The organism is Thiobacillus sp. (genome assembly GCA_024235835.1).
Classification (GTDB): Bacteria; Pseudomonadota; Gammaproteobacteria; order Burkholderiales; family Thiobacillaceae; genus PFJX01.
In genome coordinates, this window is sequence record JACKLQ010000001.1 from 233,554 (window position 1) to 250,792 (window position 17,239).

General features: G+C 63.5%; 18 protein-coding genes and 1 tRNA gene. 13 read left to right on the top strand and 6 right to left on the bottom strand.

Features of this window, described 5'->3' with window-relative positions; genetic code table 11:
* The first annotated feature begins 134 nt into the window (after positions 1-134).
* The 8 genes from H6935_01195 (at position 135) to H6935_01230 (ending at position 7,674) form a co-directional block, all read left to right on the top strand.
* A complete protein-coding gene (locus tag H6935_01195; protein ID MCP5276960.1) occupies positions 135-1,574 on the top strand; it encodes a VWA domain-containing protein in 1,440 nt (479 codons plus the stop codon).
* A gap of 86 nt (positions 1,575-1,660) precedes the next feature.
* A complete protein-coding gene (locus H6935_01200) occupies positions 1,661-3,169 on the top strand; it encodes a DUF2779 domain-containing protein (protein ID MCP5276961.1) in 1,509 nt (502 codons plus the stop codon).
* Between the two features lie 48 nt (positions 3,170-3,217).
* Positions 3,218-4,810, top strand: a complete 1,593-nt coding sequence (locus H6935_01205) for a hypothetical protein (protein MCP5276962.1) — start codon at positions 3,218-3,220, stop codon at positions 4,808-4,810.
* 75 nt (positions 4,811-4,885) lie between these two features.
* Positions 4,886-5,134, top strand: coding sequence for an AbrB/MazE/SpoVT family DNA-binding domain-containing protein (locus tag H6935_01210; GenBank protein MCP5276963.1), 249 nt, complete (start codon positions 4,886-4,888; stop codon positions 5,132-5,134).
* Complete coding sequence (locus tag H6935_01215; GenBank protein MCP5276964.1) at positions 5,134-5,538, top strand: PIN domain-containing protein; 405 nt, start codon at positions 5,134-5,136, stop codon at positions 5,536-5,538. The genes H6935_01210 and H6935_01215 overlap by 1 nt, the downstream gene beginning before the upstream one ends.
* Before the next feature lie 17 nt (positions 5,539-5,555).
* A complete protein-coding gene (locus H6935_01220; protein ID MCP5276965.1) occupies positions 5,556-5,948 on the top strand; it encodes an HIT family protein in 393 nt (130 codons plus the stop codon).
* Positions 5,945-6,871 (top strand): HNH endonuclease, encoded by a 927-nt coding sequence (locus H6935_01225; protein ID MCP5276966.1) that lies wholly within the window; start codon positions 5,945-5,947, stop codon positions 6,869-6,871. The genes H6935_01220 and H6935_01225 overlap by 4 nt, the downstream gene beginning before the upstream one ends.
* A 17-nt stretch (positions 6,872-6,888) precedes the next feature.
* Entirely contained in the window at positions 6,889-7,674 is a 786-nt protein-coding gene (locus tag H6935_01230) for an HNH endonuclease (GenBank protein ID MCP5276967.1), read from the top strand.
* A 32-nt stretch (positions 7,675-7,706) separates the two neighbouring features.
* On the opposite strand, the gene H6935_01235 is transcribed toward H6935_01230, so the two are convergent.
* From H6935_01235 to H6935_01260, 6 genes are all read right to left on the bottom strand, one after another.
* Positions 7,707-8,408, bottom strand: a complete 702-nt coding sequence (locus H6935_01235) for a UPF0149 family protein (protein ID MCP5276968.1) — start codon at positions 8,406-8,408, stop codon at positions 7,707-7,709.
* 51 nt (positions 8,409-8,459) lie between these two features.
* Positions 8,460-8,867 (bottom strand): putative toxin-antitoxin system toxin component, PIN family, encoded by a 408-nt coding sequence (locus H6935_01240; protein MCP5276969.1) that lies wholly within the window; start codon positions 8,865-8,867, stop codon positions 8,460-8,462.
* Positions 8,864-9,079 (bottom strand): ribbon-helix-helix protein, CopG family, encoded by a 216-nt coding sequence (locus H6935_01245; protein ID MCP5276970.1) that lies wholly within the window; start codon positions 9,077-9,079, stop codon positions 8,864-8,866. The genes H6935_01240 and H6935_01245 overlap by 4 nt, the downstream gene beginning before the upstream one ends.
* Before the next feature lie 53 nt (positions 9,080-9,132).
* On the bottom strand, positions 9,133-9,519 hold the full coding sequence (locus H6935_01250) for a hypothetical protein (protein MCP5276971.1): 387 nt from the start codon (positions 9,517-9,519) through the stop codon (positions 9,133-9,135).
* A gap of 151 nt (positions 9,520-9,670) precedes the next feature.
* Positions 9,671-9,746: transfer RNA gene (locus tag H6935_01255), tRNA-Asn, on the bottom strand.
* A gap of 87 nt (positions 9,747-9,833) precedes the next feature.
* Complete coding sequence (locus H6935_01260; protein MCP5276972.1) at positions 9,834-11,024, bottom strand: pyridoxal phosphate-dependent aminotransferase; 1,191 nt, start codon at positions 11,022-11,024, stop codon at positions 9,834-9,836.
* Between the two features lie 84 nt (positions 11,025-11,108).
* Between H6935_01260 and uvrB the strand changes: the two genes are divergently transcribed.
* From uvrB to H6935_01285, 5 genes are all read left to right on the top strand, one after another.
* On the top strand, positions 11,109-13,148 hold the full coding sequence (gene uvrB, locus H6935_01265; GenBank protein MCP5276973.1) for an excinuclease ABC subunit UvrB: 2,040 nt from the start codon (positions 11,109-11,111) through the stop codon (positions 13,146-13,148).
* 89 nt (positions 13,149-13,237) lie between these two features.
* Positions 13,238-14,893: a response regulator gene (locus tag H6935_01270; protein MCP5276974.1), complete on the top strand. Its 1,656-nt coding sequence runs from the start codon at positions 13,238-13,240 to the stop codon at positions 14,891-14,893.
* A 3-nt stretch (positions 14,894-14,896) separates the two neighbouring features.
* Positions 14,897-15,550, top strand: coding sequence for a sensor histidine kinase (locus H6935_01275; protein ID MCP5276975.1), 654 nt, complete (start codon positions 14,897-14,899; stop codon positions 15,548-15,550).
* Between the two features lie 94 nt (positions 15,551-15,644).
* Positions 15,645-16,127: a low molecular weight phosphotyrosine protein phosphatase gene (locus tag H6935_01280; protein MCP5276976.1), complete on the top strand. Its 483-nt coding sequence runs from the start codon at positions 15,645-15,647 to the stop codon at positions 16,125-16,127.
* An 82-nt stretch (positions 16,128-16,209) separates the two neighbouring features.
* Positions 16,210-17,160 carry a DUF1152 domain-containing protein gene (locus H6935_01285; protein MCP5276977.1) on the top strand — a complete coding sequence of 317 codons (951 nt, stop codon included), beginning with the start codon at positions 16,210-16,212 and terminating at the stop codon, positions 17,158-17,160.
* Positions 17,161-17,239 lie beyond the last annotated feature (79 nt).

The window sequence follows — 17,239 nt, forward strand, 5'->3', positions numbered from 1 at the left end:
ATCCGGACAATTTCCGGGCCATTGCAGGCCGCCATCCAGAGGGGAGGTCCGGGTGCTGGACCAGATCTTGTTGGACTACGAGTCGGACCAGGCCAGGAAGCGAAATTCCGGCGGGCCGTGAAGGGCAGTATCACTTGGCGAGACTCCTGATCGGTAGTCTGAACTCACCAGACCACGCCCAGGAGGCCGCCATGACCCAGAACGACAATCCCGCCAGCCCGAACACCCCCACCGTCCTGCTCACCCCCCTCAAGTCCGCCCTGGTGGCCGGGCACGACCAGCGCCTGCCCGTGCTGGTGCGCGTCCAGGCCCCCGATGCGAACCCCCATCAGGTGAAAGAGCGGCCCCCCTACCACCTGGCCTTGGTCATCGACCGTTCCGGCTCCATGTCCGGCGAGCCCCTGGAAGAAGCCAAGCGCTGCGCCGGCTACATCGTCGACCAGTTGAAGCCCGGGGATCGGGCCGCCCTGGTCCAGTTCGACAACCACGTGGAGGTACTGGCCCCCGCCCGGCCCGTGGGCGACCGCAAGGCCCTCCACGCCGCCCTGGACACCATCAGCGCAGGCGGCATGACCAACCTGCACGGCGGCTGGGAGGCCGGCGCCCGGGAACTGGCCGACCTGGTCCGCCAGGCCGGCCTCTCCCGGGTGATCCTGCTGTCCGACGGCAACGCCAACGAGGGCCTCACCGATGCGTCGGAGATCGCCGCCCAGTGCGGCCGCCTCGCCGACCAGGGGGTGACCACCTCCACCTACGGCCTGGGCCGGGACTTCAACGAAGACCTCATGGTGGCCATGGCCAAGGCGGGGCAGGGCAACCACTACTACGGCGAGACGGCCCGGGACCTGTTCGAACCCTTCGCCGAGGAATTCGACCTCCTCGCCAACCTCCACGCCCGCCAGCTGCGCCTCTCCCTGGGCACCCCCGAGGGCGTCAAGGGCACGCTGCTCAACGACTACGTGGTGGAAGAACGGCGGGGCTTCCCCTGGGTCCGCCTGCCGGATCTGGCCTGGGGCGCCGAGGCCTGGGCCCTGGTGGAACTGCACGTGCCGGCGCCGAAGGACGGCGAGCTCGTGTCCCTGCTCCAGGTGGAAGTCACCGGCGTGGACCTGGACGGCCAGCCCGTGGCCTTCCCCCCGGCCCAGCTCAAGCTGCTGGCCGTGTCGCCGGACCTGTGGGACGCCCTGCTGCCGGACGCCCTGGTGCGCCAGCGCCTGAACGAGCTGGAGGCCGCCAAACTGCTGGAACAGGCCCGGGCCGCCGCCCAGCGGGGCGACTGGCGGGCCATCGAAGGGATGCTGGACGAGGCCAGGAAGCGCTTCGCCGACAACCCCTGGGTGCAGCAGGTTCTGGCCAACATGGTGGACCTGGCCCGGGTGCAGGACCAGGCCGGCTTCAGCAAGGAAGCCATGTTCTCCACCCGCCGCATGCGCAGCCGCCTTTCCGCCAAGGAGGAGATGACGAACCTGCACATGGATGCCATGGCCCCCTCCTTCCTGCGGCGCAAGTCGGCCCAGGGCAAGGCCCAGTACCGAAAGGGCCCCGACAGTGATGACACGCCGCCCAAGGGTTAACCTGCTGCCATGAACAAACTGCTCGCTTTCTACGACGGGGGTGTCCTGGACGACCGGGGCCGGTTCCCGACCGCCCTGGAAACTCGATGAGTGCGTCCCAGACCCGGCGGGGCCTGTCCAAGTCCCGCCTCATCGCCTGGCGGCAATGCCCCAGGCGGCTGTGGCTGGAGACCTACCGGCCTGAACTGCGTGAGGTGGACGCCGCCGCCCAGGCCCGCTTCGACACGGGCAACCGGGTGGGTGAGTTGGCCCGGGACTTGGTGCCCGGCGGGGTGCTCGTCAAATACCAGGACGACCTCGCCCAGGCCCTGGCCGTGACGGCGGAGCTCCTGCGCACCCGGCCCGACGCCCCCCTGTTCGAGGCCGCCTTCCAGCACGACGGCCTGCTGGTGCGGGCCGACCTGCTGCTGCCCGGGGCAGGGCAGGGCGGCCACCACCTGGTGGAGGTCAAGTCCACGGCGGGGGTGAAGGACTACTATCTGCCGGATGCCGCCATCCAGGCCTGGGTGGCGGAACGGGCGGGGCTGCCCCTGGGCCGGGTCAGCATCGGCCACCTGGATACCGCCTTCATCTACCCGGGGGCTGGCGACTACACGGGGCTGTTCCACTGGGAAGACGTCACCGACCGCATCCAGCCCCTAGAAAATGAGGTGGGCGACTGGCTGGTCGCCGCCCGGGTCGTGCTGCAAGGCGACCAGCCGGACATCGCCCCGGGGGAACAGTGCACCACGCCCTTCGACTGCCCCTTCCAGCACCACTGCTGGCCCGAGCCCCCCGAAAACCCCGTGGACCTGCTGCCGGGCAAGAACGGCAAGGCGCTGGCCCGCCAACTCCATAAGGAAGGCCACGACGACCTGCGCCAGGTACCCGAAGCCCGCATCACCGAGCCCACCCTGCGTCGCATCCACCAGGCCACGGTCAGCGGCCAGGCGTATCTGGACCCCCAGGCTGCGGAGAAACTCAAGGCCCTGGGCTGGCCCCGTCACTACCTGGACTTCGAGGCCGCCGGCTTCGCCATTCCGGTCTGGGCTGGCACCCGCCCCTTCCAGGCGCTGCCTTTCCAGTGGTCCTGCCACATCCAGACAGCGGATGGACAGCTTCGCCACGCGGACTACCTGGAAACCCGGGGCGAGCCCCCCATGCGCCCCTTCGCCGAAAGCCTGCTGACTGCTTTGGGGGAGGAGGGGCCCATCCTGGTCTACAGCCCCTACGAGCGGCGCATCCTTAACGAACTGGCCCAGGCCCTCCCTGACCTGGCCCCCTCATTGAAGGCAGTCATGGATCGGCTCCACGACCTGCATCCGCTGACCAAGGCCCACTACTACCACCCGGCCATGAAAGGCTCCTGGTCCATCAAGGCCGTGCTGCCCACCGTGGCCCCGGACCTGGACTACCAGGCCCTGGGCGAAGTCCAGGACGGCACCGCCGCACAAAGGGCCTACGGCGAGATCATCGACCCGGCCACGCCGGAAGACCGCCGGAATGCCCTCATCCAGGACCTGCGGGACTACTGCCGGCTGGACACCCTGGCGATGGTCAGGCTGGCGGAGTTTCTGGCGCAGGGGGCAGGCCAGAGGCCGCCCCTCCTCACCTGAAAAGTCGCCAGACCGGGAGTACACTTTCGAAATAAAAGGGAGACTCGGATGAGCCTGGAACAACACGAAGCCATTGGCCTCAGGGATAGCGCCGATCGGCAGAATCAGGAAGAAACCCCGGCATCAGGATTTCGCCTGGAACTTTATCTTGATGACCCGGAAACCGTCGCCGCGCTGGCTTCCTACCCGGAAGGGCGCGAGCGCAACCGCTTCGTGCGTACGGCGCTCCGGATCGGCATCATCGCCCTGAACCAGGCCCAGGGCCGCATCGACACCGAATCGGTACGCAACGAGGGAGATCGCCTGGTCAAGGAGATGGAAGGCAAGCTGGCCGACTACCGTCGCCAGACCGAGCAGTTGCTGGCCACCACCCTCAAGGACTACTTCGATCCCCTGAGTGGCCGCTTCAACGAGCGGGTGGAACGCCTGGTCAAGCAGGATGGAGAACTGGAGCGCATGATGCGCAGCCAGGTGGAACAGGCCGAACGCACCCTGGCCGAGACCCTCACCCGCCACGTGGGTGAAAACAGCCTGCTCATGCAGCACCTGAGCCCCGACGACTCCAACCGCTTCCTGGGGGCCCTCAAGGCCAATATCGAAACGACCCTGGCCGAGCAGGCCAACGTGATTCTGAAGGAGTTCTCCCTGGACAACGGCGAGGGCGCGCTCTCCCGACTGGTGAAGGAACTCAAGGACAAGCACGGCGAAGTCTCCGATGGCCTGCAAAAGCGTATCGGGGACGTGGTCCAGGAATTCTCCCTGGACAATGACCAGTCCGCCCTCAGCCGCCTGGTTCGCCGGGTAGAAGAAGCCCAGGGCCGCATCAGTGCCGAGTTCACCCTGGACGCAGAGAACTCTGCCCTGGCGAGAATGAAGCGCGAACTCGCCCAGATGATCGAAGCCCAGAACCAGGCCGCCCAGGCCTTCCAGACCAAGGTGGTGAGCGAGTTGGAGGCCATGCGCGCCCGCAAGACCGCCGAGGCTGCCTCAACGACCCACGGCCATGATTTCCAGCAGGCCTGCATTGTTGCCATCCAGGACACCGTCGGCCCGGCCGGCGACATTGTTGAGGACACTGGCAACAGCACCGGTGCCATCAAGTACAGCAAGGTGGGGGACGCCGTCATCACCCTGGGGCCGGACTGCGCTGCCGCCGGTGCCCGCATCGCCATCGAGATCAAGGAAGCGGGTAACTACAACCTGAAGGGCACCCTGGAAGAGATCGACACCGCCCGCAAGAACCGGGATGCCGGGGTCGGCCTATTCATCCACTCCCGACGTACCGCCCCCGCCGGCATGGAGCCCCTTGCCCGCTACGGCAACGACATCGTCGTGATCTGGGATGCCGAAGACGAAACCACCGACGCCTGGCTCAAGGCCGGTCTGCTCACCGCCAAGTCCCTGGCAGTGCGTGCCCGTCTGGACAATGCAGAACGGGCGGCAGACTTCCAGGCCATCGACAAATCCATGCAGGAAATCCAGCGCCAGGTGAAGTACCTGGACGAGATCCGTACCTGGAGCAGCACCATCAAGAGCAACGCGGAGAAGGTCATCGACCGAATCGAGCGGATGCAGAAGGCGCTGGATGGGGAACTGGACGCCTTGGGGCAGCAGGTGGAGCAACTCAGGGCCGCGCCATGACCGCCACGTCTACCCAGATAGGGGCGATAGGGTCTATGCTCGTATTTCAGAAAATCGGAATTACGGAGAATTGACATGCGCGAAACCCTGATCGTTTCCAATCGTGGCCAGATCACCCTGCCCGCCAGCATGCGCAAGCATCTCGGCATCGAACCCGGCGGCGCGGTGATCATCGAGGAAAGCGCAGGGGTCCTCACTTTGAAACCCGCCGCCGTTCTTGAAGTCGAGCGCTACAGCGACGAACAGGTCGCCGAGTGGGACCGTGAGGACAGCCTCACCCCGGCGGAACGCAAACGCATCCTGGACCGATTGCGGAAGGCCTGATGCGCCTCTTCCTGGACGCCAACATCCTCTTCACCGCCGCCCATAACCTTAAGGGCAAGTCCGCGCTGATCCTGGAACTCGGGCAAGAGGGCCTCTGGCAACTGGTGACCAGCGCCTATGCCCTGGAAGAAGCACGGCGCAACATCGCCATCAAGTTCCCCGCGTGCGCCCCGCAACTGGAAGCCCAGGCCCAGACATTGCGCATCGTGCCCGACAACCCCGGCCTTAACTGCCCCGATGGCCTGGTAGACAAGGACTGCCCGATCTACCGCGCGGCGCTGGCCAGCAAGTCGGACTTGCTGCTCACGGGCGACATCCGCGACTTCGGCTTCCTGATGAACGACCGCGCCAAGGCCGCGGGCATGCTCATCCAGACCGTGGCTAAATTCCTGAATGCGGCTTGACTCGACAAGATGCGCAAATGAGCCTGCCGGAAACCAAGCCTTGTCCCTTCTGCCATCGTGCCCCCACCCGGGTACTGGCCGAAGACGACCTCACCGTCACTTACAAGGATGGCTTCCCGATTTCGCCCGGCCACACGCTGATCATTCCCAAGCGGCACGTCGCCACCCTGTTCGAGGCCACCGAGGCCGAGCAGCAGTCATTGCTGGAGGCCCTGAACCGCGCCAAGGCCATGCTGGACGAAACCCACAAACCGGACGGCTACAACATTGGCATCAACCATGGCGAGGCGGGTGGGCAAACCGTGTTCCACCTGCACATCCACCTGATCCCACGCTACAAGGGGGATCGCGAGGACCCGAGGGGCGGGGTGCGGTGGGTGCTACCGGAGAAGGCGAGGTATTGGGCATGACCCGTACCCAGATACTCGATGCCTTTGACCGAATTCGAGTCTGGCAGCAAGGCGACAAGCGAGCGCCGCACAAACCCTTGCTGGTGTTGCTGGCGCTGGGCCGACTTCAGCGTGGAGAGTCGCCGCTGGCGGAATTCAGTCAGATCGACGCACCCCTGAAGGAACTGATCGACGAATTCGGTCCATCGGGCGCCGGCAAGAATCGGCACCTGCCTTTCTGGCACCTGGCCACTGATGATGCGGGTGGACTTTGGCAACTTGCCGGGCCGGCCAATATCCTTGAGCGTGCGCGTGGTGCAACCCCCAGTCTCACGGAACTCCGGCAGCATCACATCACGGGTGGCTTCCCGAAGCATGTGCAGGCGGCCCTTGAGCATGACCCCAGTCTTCTTCAGGAAGTTGCACGCCGCATCCTGAACGCCCATTTCCCGGAAACGCTCCATGCCGACATCCTCGCCACCGTGGGCCTGAGCCTGACCGAAACCGGCTTGGCCAGATCGGCAAGCGTTGAATACCAGCGCCGTCACCGCGACCCGGGTTTCCGCGAGCGTGTACTGCGTGCCTACGAATACCGCTGTTGTGTCTGTGGCTACGACCTGCGACTGGGGCAACAAACCATCGGCCTGGAAGCTGCCCACATCAAATGGTTTCAGGCAGGGGGGCCGGATATCGAAAGCAACGGTCTGGCGCTGTGCGCGCTACACCACAAGATTTTCGATCTTGGGGCCTTCACGATCTTGCCCGATAGCTACAAGCTGGTTTTCAGCCAGCACGTGGCAGGTGGCGAGGTCACCAAACACGCCCTGCTGGAGCGGCATGGCAACCCATTGCTGGAGCCGCAGAGCAAGGATTACCTGCCTGCGCAGCAGTTTCTTGCTTGGCATGGCAAAGAAGTGTTCAAACATCCCACGCGTGAGTGGTGAAGCCTGAGATGACCCACATGACCGACATCATCCGGAAACCTTGGAGTCGTGACGAACTCCTTCTGGTCATGAATTTGTATTGCCGCATTCCTTTCGGACGGCAGCACAGCAGGGCATCAGAGGTTGTCGAACTAGCCAATGCGTTGGGCCGCACCCCCGGTAGCGTGGCGATGAAACTCAATAACCTGACCTCGCTCGATCCCGAGGAGCGCGCACGCGGCGTGAAGGGGCTCCCGGGCGCAAGTCAACTCGATAAGCGGGTGTGGGATGAATTTCATGATGACTGGGAAAGATTTGCGATTGAAAGTGAACGACTCCGTTGCCAGCTTACCCAGTGTTCTCCGCCGGTATTGGTATTGGCAACCGAGAGGACGGAGGAATCAACAGTTGGCCCCACGGAAGGCCAACGAACGGTCAAGATCAGACTGGCCCAGGGTTTTTTTAGACGCATGGTGTTGATGGCCTACCAGAGCCAGTGCTGCATTTCTGGCAACCCGATCCCGGAATTGCTTGTTGCCAGCCATATATTGCCCTGGGCAAGCCATCCGGAGCATCGAGTGAATCCGCGCAACGGACTTTGCCTTTCCCGGCTCCACGACGGTGCGTTTGACCAGGGGTTGATTACTTTTGACGAAGATTTCCGACTGGTCTTGAGTAAGCGGATCAAGGACCATCTGGCACACCAGTCGATTCACGACAACTTTGCCTGCTTCGAGGGCAAACCGTTGAAGCTTCCCGAGAAGTTCTACCCTGACCGCCAATTGTTGGCGAAGCATCGAGAAACTCTCTTCAAGCACTCGTAATTCCAGAACACGCGCATGCACCGAGATCGGCGTTAGTGCAGCTTCCCGCTACTCCCGCAACACTTCTTGTACTTCTTCCCGCTCCCGCAGGGGCACGGATCGTTCCTGCCCACCTTCTCTGATTCCCGCCGGAAGGTCGAGGCGGCCTTTCGGTGTGGCAGCCAGTAGTCCCGGATGCCGATGACACAGGGGCCGATGGACTGGGCCAGGGCATCGTGGTTCTTGTCAGCCTCTTCCGGGTGTTCCTCGAGTTTTTGCCAGCCTTCCTCGGTGCCGTAAAGGAACATGGGGGCCAGGAGTTCGAGAGCCTGATCCGAGTCGATGAGTTCTGACCAGCCTTCAAGGTCCATGCGCACGCCGCGCATGAAGCCCATGCACCACTCGTCGATGATGGGGATGGTCTTGCCTTCGTGCTCGCGCTCGTAGATCAAGGGCTCGTATTCGTCCACGCCTTCCTGCAGGTCCAGGGCGCGTTCGTTGTAGTGGCGCATGACCAGGTTGAGGATGCGCTGCATCTGCTCGGTGGAGTCCCAGATCATCTCGTCCTCCTCCGTCTCGCCCCAGAGCACCGGCAGCCACTGGCTGGGCATGGCTGTGTTGGGGGCGATGAGCAGGGCGGTGAGGAAGCCGTCCATCATGGCCAGGTCCATGCACTCCTCGGGAGTGTCGTCGGACATCAGGAACTGCTCGAGCTCTTCCAGTTCCTCGTCAGTCAGCAGCGTGTTCAGATCCATGGCGCGTCAGTGTAGGGGGTGGGTTTCTGCCCGGTCGCCGAGCAGGTCGTTTCAGCGGCCCAGGCGTTGTTTTTCCCAGAATTGCCGGGGTGATTGGATAGGCATTCCTGCGACCTCACCGAGGTCCAGAAGGGCCTTGTCTCCTGTGACGAAGCAGCCTGCATTGACTGCCAGGGCGGCGGCCAGGATGGGGGCATCGTCGGGGTCGGGCACGACAAGCCGGGTAAGCTCGACTGCACCCGTGATCGGTTCGGCGGAGACTTCGATCAGCGCGATGCAAGCTTCGACCAGGTCGGCGGGCAGGCGGAACTTGCTCGCCAAAATGCGTCGGAGCTCGACCAGGACGGCCGTGCTGGTCAGTAGGTCATGCTCAGCCAGTACGGACTCGAACAGGTCCGCGCACAGGCCCCGCGTGGCGAGGGCGCTGGCCAGGACATTGGTGTCGAGGAATACCCTCACGAAACGTCCCGGAAGACGTCCTCGTCAGTCAGGTAGCCCGAGGCTTCGGCATAGGGCACGGCCTTGGCCCTGAGGGTCTGAAACCTGCGGATGGCGATCTGCCTGCGCAGCATTTCCCGGGCCAGATCACTCTTGGTCCGGTGCGTGGCCTCGGCAAGGCTGGCAAGTTCGGCTTCCATTCGTTCGTCGATGCGCATCGTCAGGGTGGACATTGGTGTCTCCCGCAAAAGGTGTATTACATCGTAACACCTGTGCTTGGGGGTGCCTATGTTCGGGCTTGCTGGATTTCATGGCCAGGCGCGGTGCAATGTGCGTTGGCCTTCCCATGGTACCCGCCCCCTACGTCAGTCAACAGTTCGCCGCGCTTGAGTTGGGCCCACAGTTCGGCCTCCTTGCGCGTGGGGAACGTCCGTGTTTCGGTGACCTTGTTGACGCTTACACGGGCCTGGTAGCCAGCACCGTGCTTCCTGATGCCGTTGCGCCGGGTACGCTTGCGCTTGATGGGTTGGGGGGCTTGCTGAGTTACGGTAGTGGTCATGCTCTGCTCCTGATGGGTAGGGGCAGGCGTATAGCCACCGGTTAGGTGGGTCTGGGCAATTTTCTTCGGCGCGGCGCCCAGGGGGGCTGACGGGAGGGTTCCTTTGATGCGCATGATGGCTCCTATGTCATGGAGCCAGGATATAGAGACCCGCAAAGCGGACCCGCGGTTCAGCCAGAACATGCCGTCGGGAGCAGAGTTGGACAGAAATTGGCCAGCTCTAGCGAAAATGGCCTAGGTTTTTAACCTAATCCATTGATTCTTTTGGCTCCCCGACCTGGGCTCGAACCAGGGACCTGCGGATTAACAGTCCGTCGCTCTACCGACTGAGCTATCGGGGAATTGAGAGACCGCGATGTTACTGATGGCGCGTTTTTCGGTCAACCAAAAAAGAGGGACGGCGGACTGTTAATCCGCGGGCCCGTGCATCAGGCCAGGGCGGCGGCGATGCGCTCCACGGCCTGTTTCAGGTTTTCCATGGAGGTGGCGAAGGAGATGCGGATGCAGCCTTCGGCGCCGAAGGCGGAGCCGGGCACCAGGGCCACGCCGAATTCCAGCAGGCGGTTGGCCAGGGCCAGGTCCGTGGCTTCGGGCAGCTTGCCTTCGGCGTGGAGCTTGCCGATGGCGGCGCTGACGTTGGGGAAGGCGTAGAAGGCGCCGCCGCTGTCCACGCAGTGCACGCCGGGAATGGCGTTGAGGGCGTCCACCACGTAGCGGTGGCGCTCGCGGAAGGCGGTGAGCATGGGGGTGATGCAGCCCTGGTCGCCGTTGAGCGCTTCTTCTGCCGCCACCTGGGAGATGGAGGTGGGGTTGGAGGTGCTCTGGGACTGGATGTTGTCCATGGCGGCGATGATCTCGGCGGGGCCGGCGGCGTAGCCGATGCGCCAGCCGGTCATGGCGTAGGCCTTGGAGACGCCGTTGAGCACCAGGGTGCGGTCGTAGAGGTCCGGGCAGGCGTTGACGATGTTGGTGTACTCGCCGTCCTGCATGAGGATGTGCTCGTACATGTCGTCGCTGGCGATCAGCACCTGGGAATGGCGGCGCAGCACCTCGCCCAGGGCGGCCAGTTCCTGCTTGCTGTACACGGCGCCGCTGGGGTTGGAGGGGCTGTTGATGACCAGCAGCCGGGTCCTGGGGGTGATGGCCTTTTCAAGCTGGGCGGGGGTGATCTTGAAGTCCTGGTCGATGCCGGCCTGGACGATGACGGGCCTGCCTTCCGCCAGCAGCACCATGTCCGGGTAGGAGACCCAGTAGGGGGCGGGGATGATGACCTCGTCGCCCGGGTTGATGAGGGCCTGGGCCAGGTTGTAGAAGCTTTGCTTGCCGCCGCAGGAGACCAGGACCTGGTTGGGGGCGTAGTCCAGGCCGTTGTCCCGCTTGAACTTGTCGCACACGGCCTTTTTCAGGCTGGGGGTGCCGCCCACGGCGGTGTACTTGGTGAAGCCCTTGTTGATGGCGCCGATGCCCGCATCCTTGATGTGCTGGGGGGTGTCGAAGTCAGGCTCGCCCACGCCAAGGTTGATGATGTCCTTGCCTTCCGCCTTCATCTTGGTGGCTTTGGCTGCGACGGCCAGGGTGGGGGAGGGCTTGATGCTGCGGACGCGGTGGGACAGTTCCAAGATGGGACCTTCGACGGTGTGGGGTGGGTGGGGGCGGGCGATGGGCCGGGGTATGATCAATCAATTTTTTCGCGCGATTTTAACGTGGCCGTAACTTTCCCAAATAGTCCTTTCCAACTCCATCAGCCCTTCGAGCCGGCGGGAGATCAGCCCGTGGCGATCCGGCAACTGTTGGAGGGGGTGGAAGCGGGCATGCGCTGCCAGACCCTGCTGGGGGTGACGGGATCGGGCAAGACCTACACCATGGCCAACGTTATCGCCCGCCTGGGCCGGCCGGCCTTCGTCATGGCCCACAACAAAACCCTGGCGGCCCAGCTCTACTCCGAATTCCGGGAGTTCTTCCCGGACAACGCGGTGGAGTATTTCGTCTCCTATTACGACTATTACCAGCCCGAGGCCTACGTGCCCTCCCGGGACTTGTTCATCGAGAAGGACTCCAGTATCAACGAGCACATCGAACAGATGCGGCTGTCGGCCACCAAAGCCCTGCTGGAGCGCAAGGACTGCGTCATCGTCGCCACGGTGTCGGCCATCTACGGCATCGGCGATCCGTCGGACTACCACGACATGGTCCTGCACATGCGCGTGGGGGACAAAATGGAGCAGCGCTACCTGCTGCGCCGCCTGACGGAGATGCAGTACCAGCGCAACGAACTGGAATTCAAGCGGGGGGTGTTTCGGGTGCGGGGGGACGTGATCGACATCTTCCCGGCGGAACATGCGGAAACGGCGGTGCGGGTGAGCCTGTTCGACGACGAGGTGGAGTCCCTGGCCCTGTTCGACCCGCTTACGGGCCAGGTGATGCACAAGGCCACTCGCTTCACGGTGTTTCCATCCAGCCATTACGTGACCCCCCGGGAGAACACCCTGCGGGCGGTGGAGGCCATCAAGGTGGAGCTGGCCGAGCGGCTCAAGTTCTTCCAGGAAAACGGCAAGCTGGTGGAGGCCCAGCGCATCGAGCAGCGCACCCGTTTCGACCTGGAGATGATGGCGGAGCTGGGCTTCTGCAAGGGCATCGAGAACTACTCCCGCCACCTGACAGGGCGCCGGCCGGGGGATCCGCCTCCCACCCTCATCGACTACCTGCCCGAGGACGCGGTGATGTTCATCGACGAGTCCCACGTCACGGTGCCCCAGATCGGCGCCATGTACAAGGGCGACCGGGCCCGCAAGGAGAACCTGGTGACATACGGTTTCCGCCTGCCCTCCGCCCTGGATAACCGTCCCCTGCGCTTTGACGAGTTCGAACGCATCATGCGCCAGTGCGTTTTCGTTTCCGCCACGCCGGGCTCTTACGAAGCCAGCCACCAGCAGCAGGTGGTGGAGCAGGTGGTGAGGCCCACGGGCCTCATCGACCCGGAGATCACCATCCGCCCCGTGACCACCCAGGTGGACGACCTCATGAGCGAGATCAACCTGCGGGTGGCCAAGGGGGAGCGGGTGATGGTGACCACCCTGACCAAGCGCATGTCGGAGCAGCTCACGGAATACCTGGCGGACCATGGCATCAAGGTGCGCTACCTGCACTCGGACATCGACACGGTGGAGAGGGTGGAGATCATCCGCGACCTGCGCCTGGGGGTGTTTGACGTGCTTATTGGCATTAACTTGTTGCGGGAAGGCCTTGATATTCCTGAAGTATCCCTGGTGGCTATCCTGGATGCGGACAAGGAAGGCTTCCTGCGCTCCGAACGCTCCCTGATCCAGACCATCGGTCGGGCGGCCCGGCACATCAACGGCACGGCCATCCTTTATGCCGACCGAATCACCGACTCCATGCGCAAGGCCATGGACGAGACGGAGCGTCGCCGGCGCAAGCAGGTAGCCTTCAACGCCGAGCACGGCATCACGCCCAAGGGGGTGACGAAGCGCATCAAGGACATCATCGACGGCGTGTACGATGCCGAGGCGGCCCAGAAGGAACTCACAGCCGCCCAATCCCGGGCCAGGTACGAGGCCATGAGCGAGAAGGACCTGGCCAAGGAGATCAAGCGTCTGGAGAAGGAGATGCTCAACGCCGCCCGCAACCTGGAATTCGAGAAGGCGGCGGAACTGAGGGACCGCATGCACGGCCTCAAGCAGCAACTCTTCGGGGTGGATGCCCACGACGAGGATGCGGCTTAAGTTTGGCCGCAAGAGGCCGATAACGGCCCTGTGCCAGAACATATTAACGGAATGAGCCAGGGAGGTTTGTTCCGAGGAGGAGACAAGGCGTGTCGCTGGTTTCATCCAAAAGCCGTGACGTGGTGGTCAATTACGGCGAGTTGCGTGCCCTGGTGGTGGACGACTATCCGGGCATGCGCAGTGCCCTCAAGCTGACCCTGTCCAATTTCGGCATCACGAAGATCGACCTGGCAACCAATGCCGCCGAGGTGTTGTTCAAGGTCCAGAACAACCGCTACGACCTGATCCTGAGTGACTTCAACCTGGGGGAAGGCAGGGATGGCCAGCAACTGCTGGAAGAACTCCGCCACCGGAACCTCATCTCCCTGTCCACCGTTTTCGTCATGGTCACGGCGGAGGCTGGCTACGAGAAGGTGGTGGCCACGGCGGAACTGGCACCGGACGATTACCTGATCAAGCCTTTCAGCGCGGAAATGATGCGCAACCGCCTGGACAACATCCTCATGCGCAAGCTGACCTTTGCCAAGGTCTATCAGCACTTCGAGGAACACGAGCTTGAGGATGCCATCAGGGGCTGCGACGAGATCATCAAGGCCAAGCCCAAATACGTGGTGGATGCCCTGCGCTTCAAGGGGGAATTGCTCAATGCCACGGGCCGGTTCGAGGAGGCGGAAGCCCTTTACCGCCAGATCATCGAGATGCGGGCCATTCCCTGGGCACGGCTGGGCCTGGCCAAGGCCCTGCACAACCTGAAGAAGAACGACGAGGCCGAGTCTCTTCTGATGGACGTCCTGGACGCTTCTGGAGAACTTGTTTCGGCCTATGACCTCATGTCCGAGGTGCGCCTTTCGAAGGGAGACAAGGCGGGCGCCCAGAAGGCCCTGGAAAAGGGCGTGTCGGTTTCCGCCAAGACGGTGCGCCGCCAGCAACGCCTGGGGGAGGTGTCCTTCGACAATGGCGACCTGGAGGTGGCCAAGACAGCCTTCATGAACGTTATCGAGAAGGGTCGTAATTCCGTTTTCGTGTCCCCCCAGGACTATGGCCACCTGTGCCGGGTGCAGGTGGAGCAGGGGGACGCCAACGGCGCCCTGGAAACCCTGCGCAAGGGGAAAGCCATGTTGCAGGCCAGCCCGGAAGGCCAGTTCGTCAGCGCCGTCGTGCGGGGCATCGTGCACAACCAGACGGGCAATGCGGCGGAAGCGGAAAAAGCCATGGAGGAGGCCGCCAGGCTGAACCAGGAGGGTGCCCGCACGGACGAGCGCTTCATGCTGGATTACGCCGAGGCCTGCATGGTCACCGGGCGCCACGAGCAGGCGGACAACATCATCCGCGACGTGGCCCGCAACGCCCATGACAGCGACGCCCTGCTGGCCAAGGCCAAGGGCATCTTCGAGAAGGCAGGGCGTGCCGAGGCAGGGGATGCATTGCTCAAGGACGCCACCAATACCGTGCGAGCGCTCAACAACGAGGCGGTCATCCTGGCCCACAAGGGCGACTACGCCACGGCCATGGAAAAACTGCGGGAGGCCTGCTGGGAGGCGCCCCACAACCCCCGCATCCTCATGAACACGGTTTGGGTCATGCTCAAGCACATGGAGTTGTCAGGCATGGAAGAGGAACTGATGGAGCAGGCCCGGGCTTTCCTGGCCGACGCGGACAAGCAGGTGCCAGGCCATGGACGCCTGGCCACCCTGCGGGCCCAGATGCGGGAAGTGGAAGCCCGCTATGGCATTCGCAGGAGATAAGCCATGAACATCGAAAGCAAGGACCTCTACGCAGCCCTCATGCACGAACTCAAGAACAACCTGGGCCTGCTGGCCATGACCATCGACGGCATCCCCGTCACGGGCATGCCGGCCCACGACCAGTCGGTGGACGAGGCCCGCCTGCTGTGCCAGCGGGTCGTGGACCGCCTGCAGCAGGCGCTGCTGGTGTACAAGGCCCAGAACCAGCCCATCGTGCCCATGGTGGACGCCTACTCGCCCCGGGACCTGGCGGACGAACTGAGGGACACCGCCGCCTCCCTGGCACGGGACCGCCTGGAGGTGGAGGTGCGGGCAGCCGAAAACGTGCCGGCCATCTGGTTCCTCGACCGCAACCTGGTGGAGATGGCCTTGATCAATGCCGTCCACAATTCCCTGGGCTACGCGAAGAGCCGGATATCCATTTACCTGGCCATGGAAGAGGGCTGCCTGGACATCTCCGTTCTGGATGATTCGGACGGCTATCCCGAGCACGTGCTCCAGGCCTTTGCCGCTCGCCAGCCCTACCGCTCCACCGGCACCGGCCTGGGGCTGCAATTCGCCCAACTGGTGGCCGAGGCCCACGAGAACAGGGGCAGGGTGGGTGAGTTGCGCCTGAGCAACCAGGGAGGCGCCCTGTTCACCCTTCGCCTGCCTTGAGCATCGTGATTCCCTGTTTTCCGGCCCCAGGGAGGGGGCTGCTACACTTTCCGCCCCAGTGTTTCATCCTGGCCGTAATGGCCGCTACAACCTCATGAATCAACAGGAAAAATCCTCAGTATTGCTGGTCTGCATGGGAAATATCTGCCGGTCCCCCACCGCCGAGGGGGTGCTGCGGGACAAGTTGGAAGCCGCGGGCCTGATGGACCGGGTGCATCTGGACTCCGCCGGCACCCACGACTACCACGTGGGCAAGCCACCGGACCGGCGCGCCCAGGAGGCGGCAAGGAAGCGGGGTTATGACCTTTCCGCCCTGCGGGCCCGCCAGGTCGGCATGCGGGATTTCAGCGAGTTCGACCTCATCCTGGCCATGGACCAGGACAACTTCGAGTCCCTGGTGCGGGCCTGCCCCCAGGAGCTGCGGCACAAGGTGCGCCTGTTCCTGAGCTTCAGCAGCCGCTTCACGGGCCAGGAGGTGCCGGACCCCTACTACGGCGGCAGCCAGGGCTTCGACCACGTGCTGGACATGGTGGAAGATGCGTCGGAGGGGCTCATCGCCGCCCTGAGGCAAGCCTGACGCAGGTCGCCCGGGCAAGAGAAAGCCGGCCTGGGCCCAGGCCATTCACTGGGCGTGTTGACTTATCGAAAATGGGAATGCCATGAGCCTGGTACCCTTCCAATTACCTGATCGGTGTTCAGTGCTGGTTACCGGTGCAGGCGGTGGCTACGATTTCGTATGTGGACTGCCGATTGCCCTGGAGCTTGAAAGCAGGGGGCATTCCGTCCATCTGGCTAACTATTCGTTTACCAATCTATCCGCCGTCCAGGGCGCCATCTGGCATTCCGAGCACCTGCTGGAGGTTGGCCCAGACGCAAGCTCCACGGAAGCCTATTTCCCCGAACAACTGTTGGCTGACTACTATCGGAAGGTCCGCGGTCAGGAGCGCTCGGTATGGTGTTTCGGGCGTCACGGGGTAGTCCCGACCAGGGACAGCTACCGGTACCTTGTGCAGAGGTTAGGGATACATGCGGTGATATGCGTGGACGGTGGGGTGGACGGAATATTTCGCGGGGATGAAACAGATCTTGGCACGCCGTCCATGGACACCATCTCCGTGATGGCAGCGCACTTGTCTGGCGCTCCAATGCGCGTTTACGTAGCCACGGCATTTGGCGTGGAAGGCGCGGAAGGCACGGTATCCCATGCCCAGGCCCTGCATCGCATGGCGGACTTGATGCGCCAGAATGCCGCCATCGGGGCAGGCCTTCTCCATCCAGGCGAGGTGGCCGGCACTGAATTCCTGGATGCGCAGGCCTTTATCAACCGGCGCCTGGGCGAAGGCAGGCAGAGCACCATGGTTGCCAGTTTGGCGGCTTCGATACGAGGGGCCTACGGGCGCACGCCTGTAAACCACAAGACGATGCAGTCGCCCCCGTGGCTTTCGCCCCTGACCGCCCTGTACTGGTACTTCCAGGCCGATGCCGTGGCCAGGCTCAAGCTGTGCTACGACGACATCCTGGAGACCAGGACCGTAGCAGAGGTGGCCGACGCATTTGAGGCTATCCGTAGTGCCAAAGGAGCGTTGCCCTACGAAAGCATACCCATCTAACCCTGCTTGTAAGCAAGGGTGTCAGCCTTCTGGACGCCAGGGGAAATTCGATGCAGAAGCAAAACGGCCCTACCTCGCT

What these genes read in the sequence shown, in the direction of transcription:
- H6935_01220 (MCP5276965.1), top strand. Translation starts at nt 5,556, where the DNA reads ATGAGCCTGCCGGAAACCAAGCCTTGTCCCTTCTGCCATCGTGCCCCC.
- H6935_01230 (MCP5276967.1), top strand. Translation starts at nt 6,889, where the DNA reads ATGACCGACATCATCCGGAAACCTTGGAGTCGTGACGAACTCCTTCTG.
- H6935_01245 (MCP5276970.1), bottom strand. Translation starts at nt 9,079, where the DNA reads ATGTCCACCCTGACGATGCGCATCGACGAACGAATGGAAGCCGAACTT.
- H6935_01215 (MCP5276964.1), top strand. Translation starts at nt 5,134, where the DNA reads ATGCGCCTCTTCCTGGACGCCAACATCCTCTTCACCGCCGCCCATAAC.
- H6935_01205 (MCP5276962.1), top strand. Translation starts at nt 3,218, where the DNA reads ATGAGCCTGGAACAACACGAAGCCATTGGCCTCAGGGATAGCGCCGAT.
- H6935_01285 (MCP5276977.1), top strand. Translation starts at nt 16,210, where the DNA reads ATGAGCCTGGTACCCTTCCAATTACCTGATCGGTGTTCAGTGCTGGTT.
- H6935_01200 (MCP5276961.1), top strand. Translation starts at nt 1,661, where the DNA reads ATGAGTGCGTCCCAGACCCGGCGGGGCCTGTCCAAGTCCCGCCTCATC.
- H6935_01275 (MCP5276975.1), top strand. Translation starts at nt 14,897, where the DNA reads ATGAACATCGAAAGCAAGGACCTCTACGCAGCCCTCATGCACGAACTC.
- H6935_01250 (MCP5276971.1), bottom strand. Translation starts at nt 9,519, where the DNA reads ATGCGCATCAAAGGAACCCTCCCGTCAGCCCCCCTGGGCGCCGCGCCG.
- H6935_01280 (MCP5276976.1), top strand. Translation starts at nt 15,645, where the DNA reads ATGAATCAACAGGAAAAATCCTCAGTATTGCTGGTCTGCATGGGAAAT.
- H6935_01210 (MCP5276963.1), top strand. Translation starts at nt 4,886, where the DNA reads ATGCGCGAAACCCTGATCGTTTCCAATCGTGGCCAGATCACCCTGCCC.
- H6935_01235 (MCP5276968.1), bottom strand. Translation starts at nt 8,408, where the DNA reads ATGGATCTGAACACGCTGCTGACTGACGAGGAACTGGAAGAGCTCGAG.
- H6935_01225 (MCP5276966.1), top strand. Translation starts at nt 5,945, where the DNA reads ATGACCCGTACCCAGATACTCGATGCCTTTGACCGAATTCGAGTCTGG.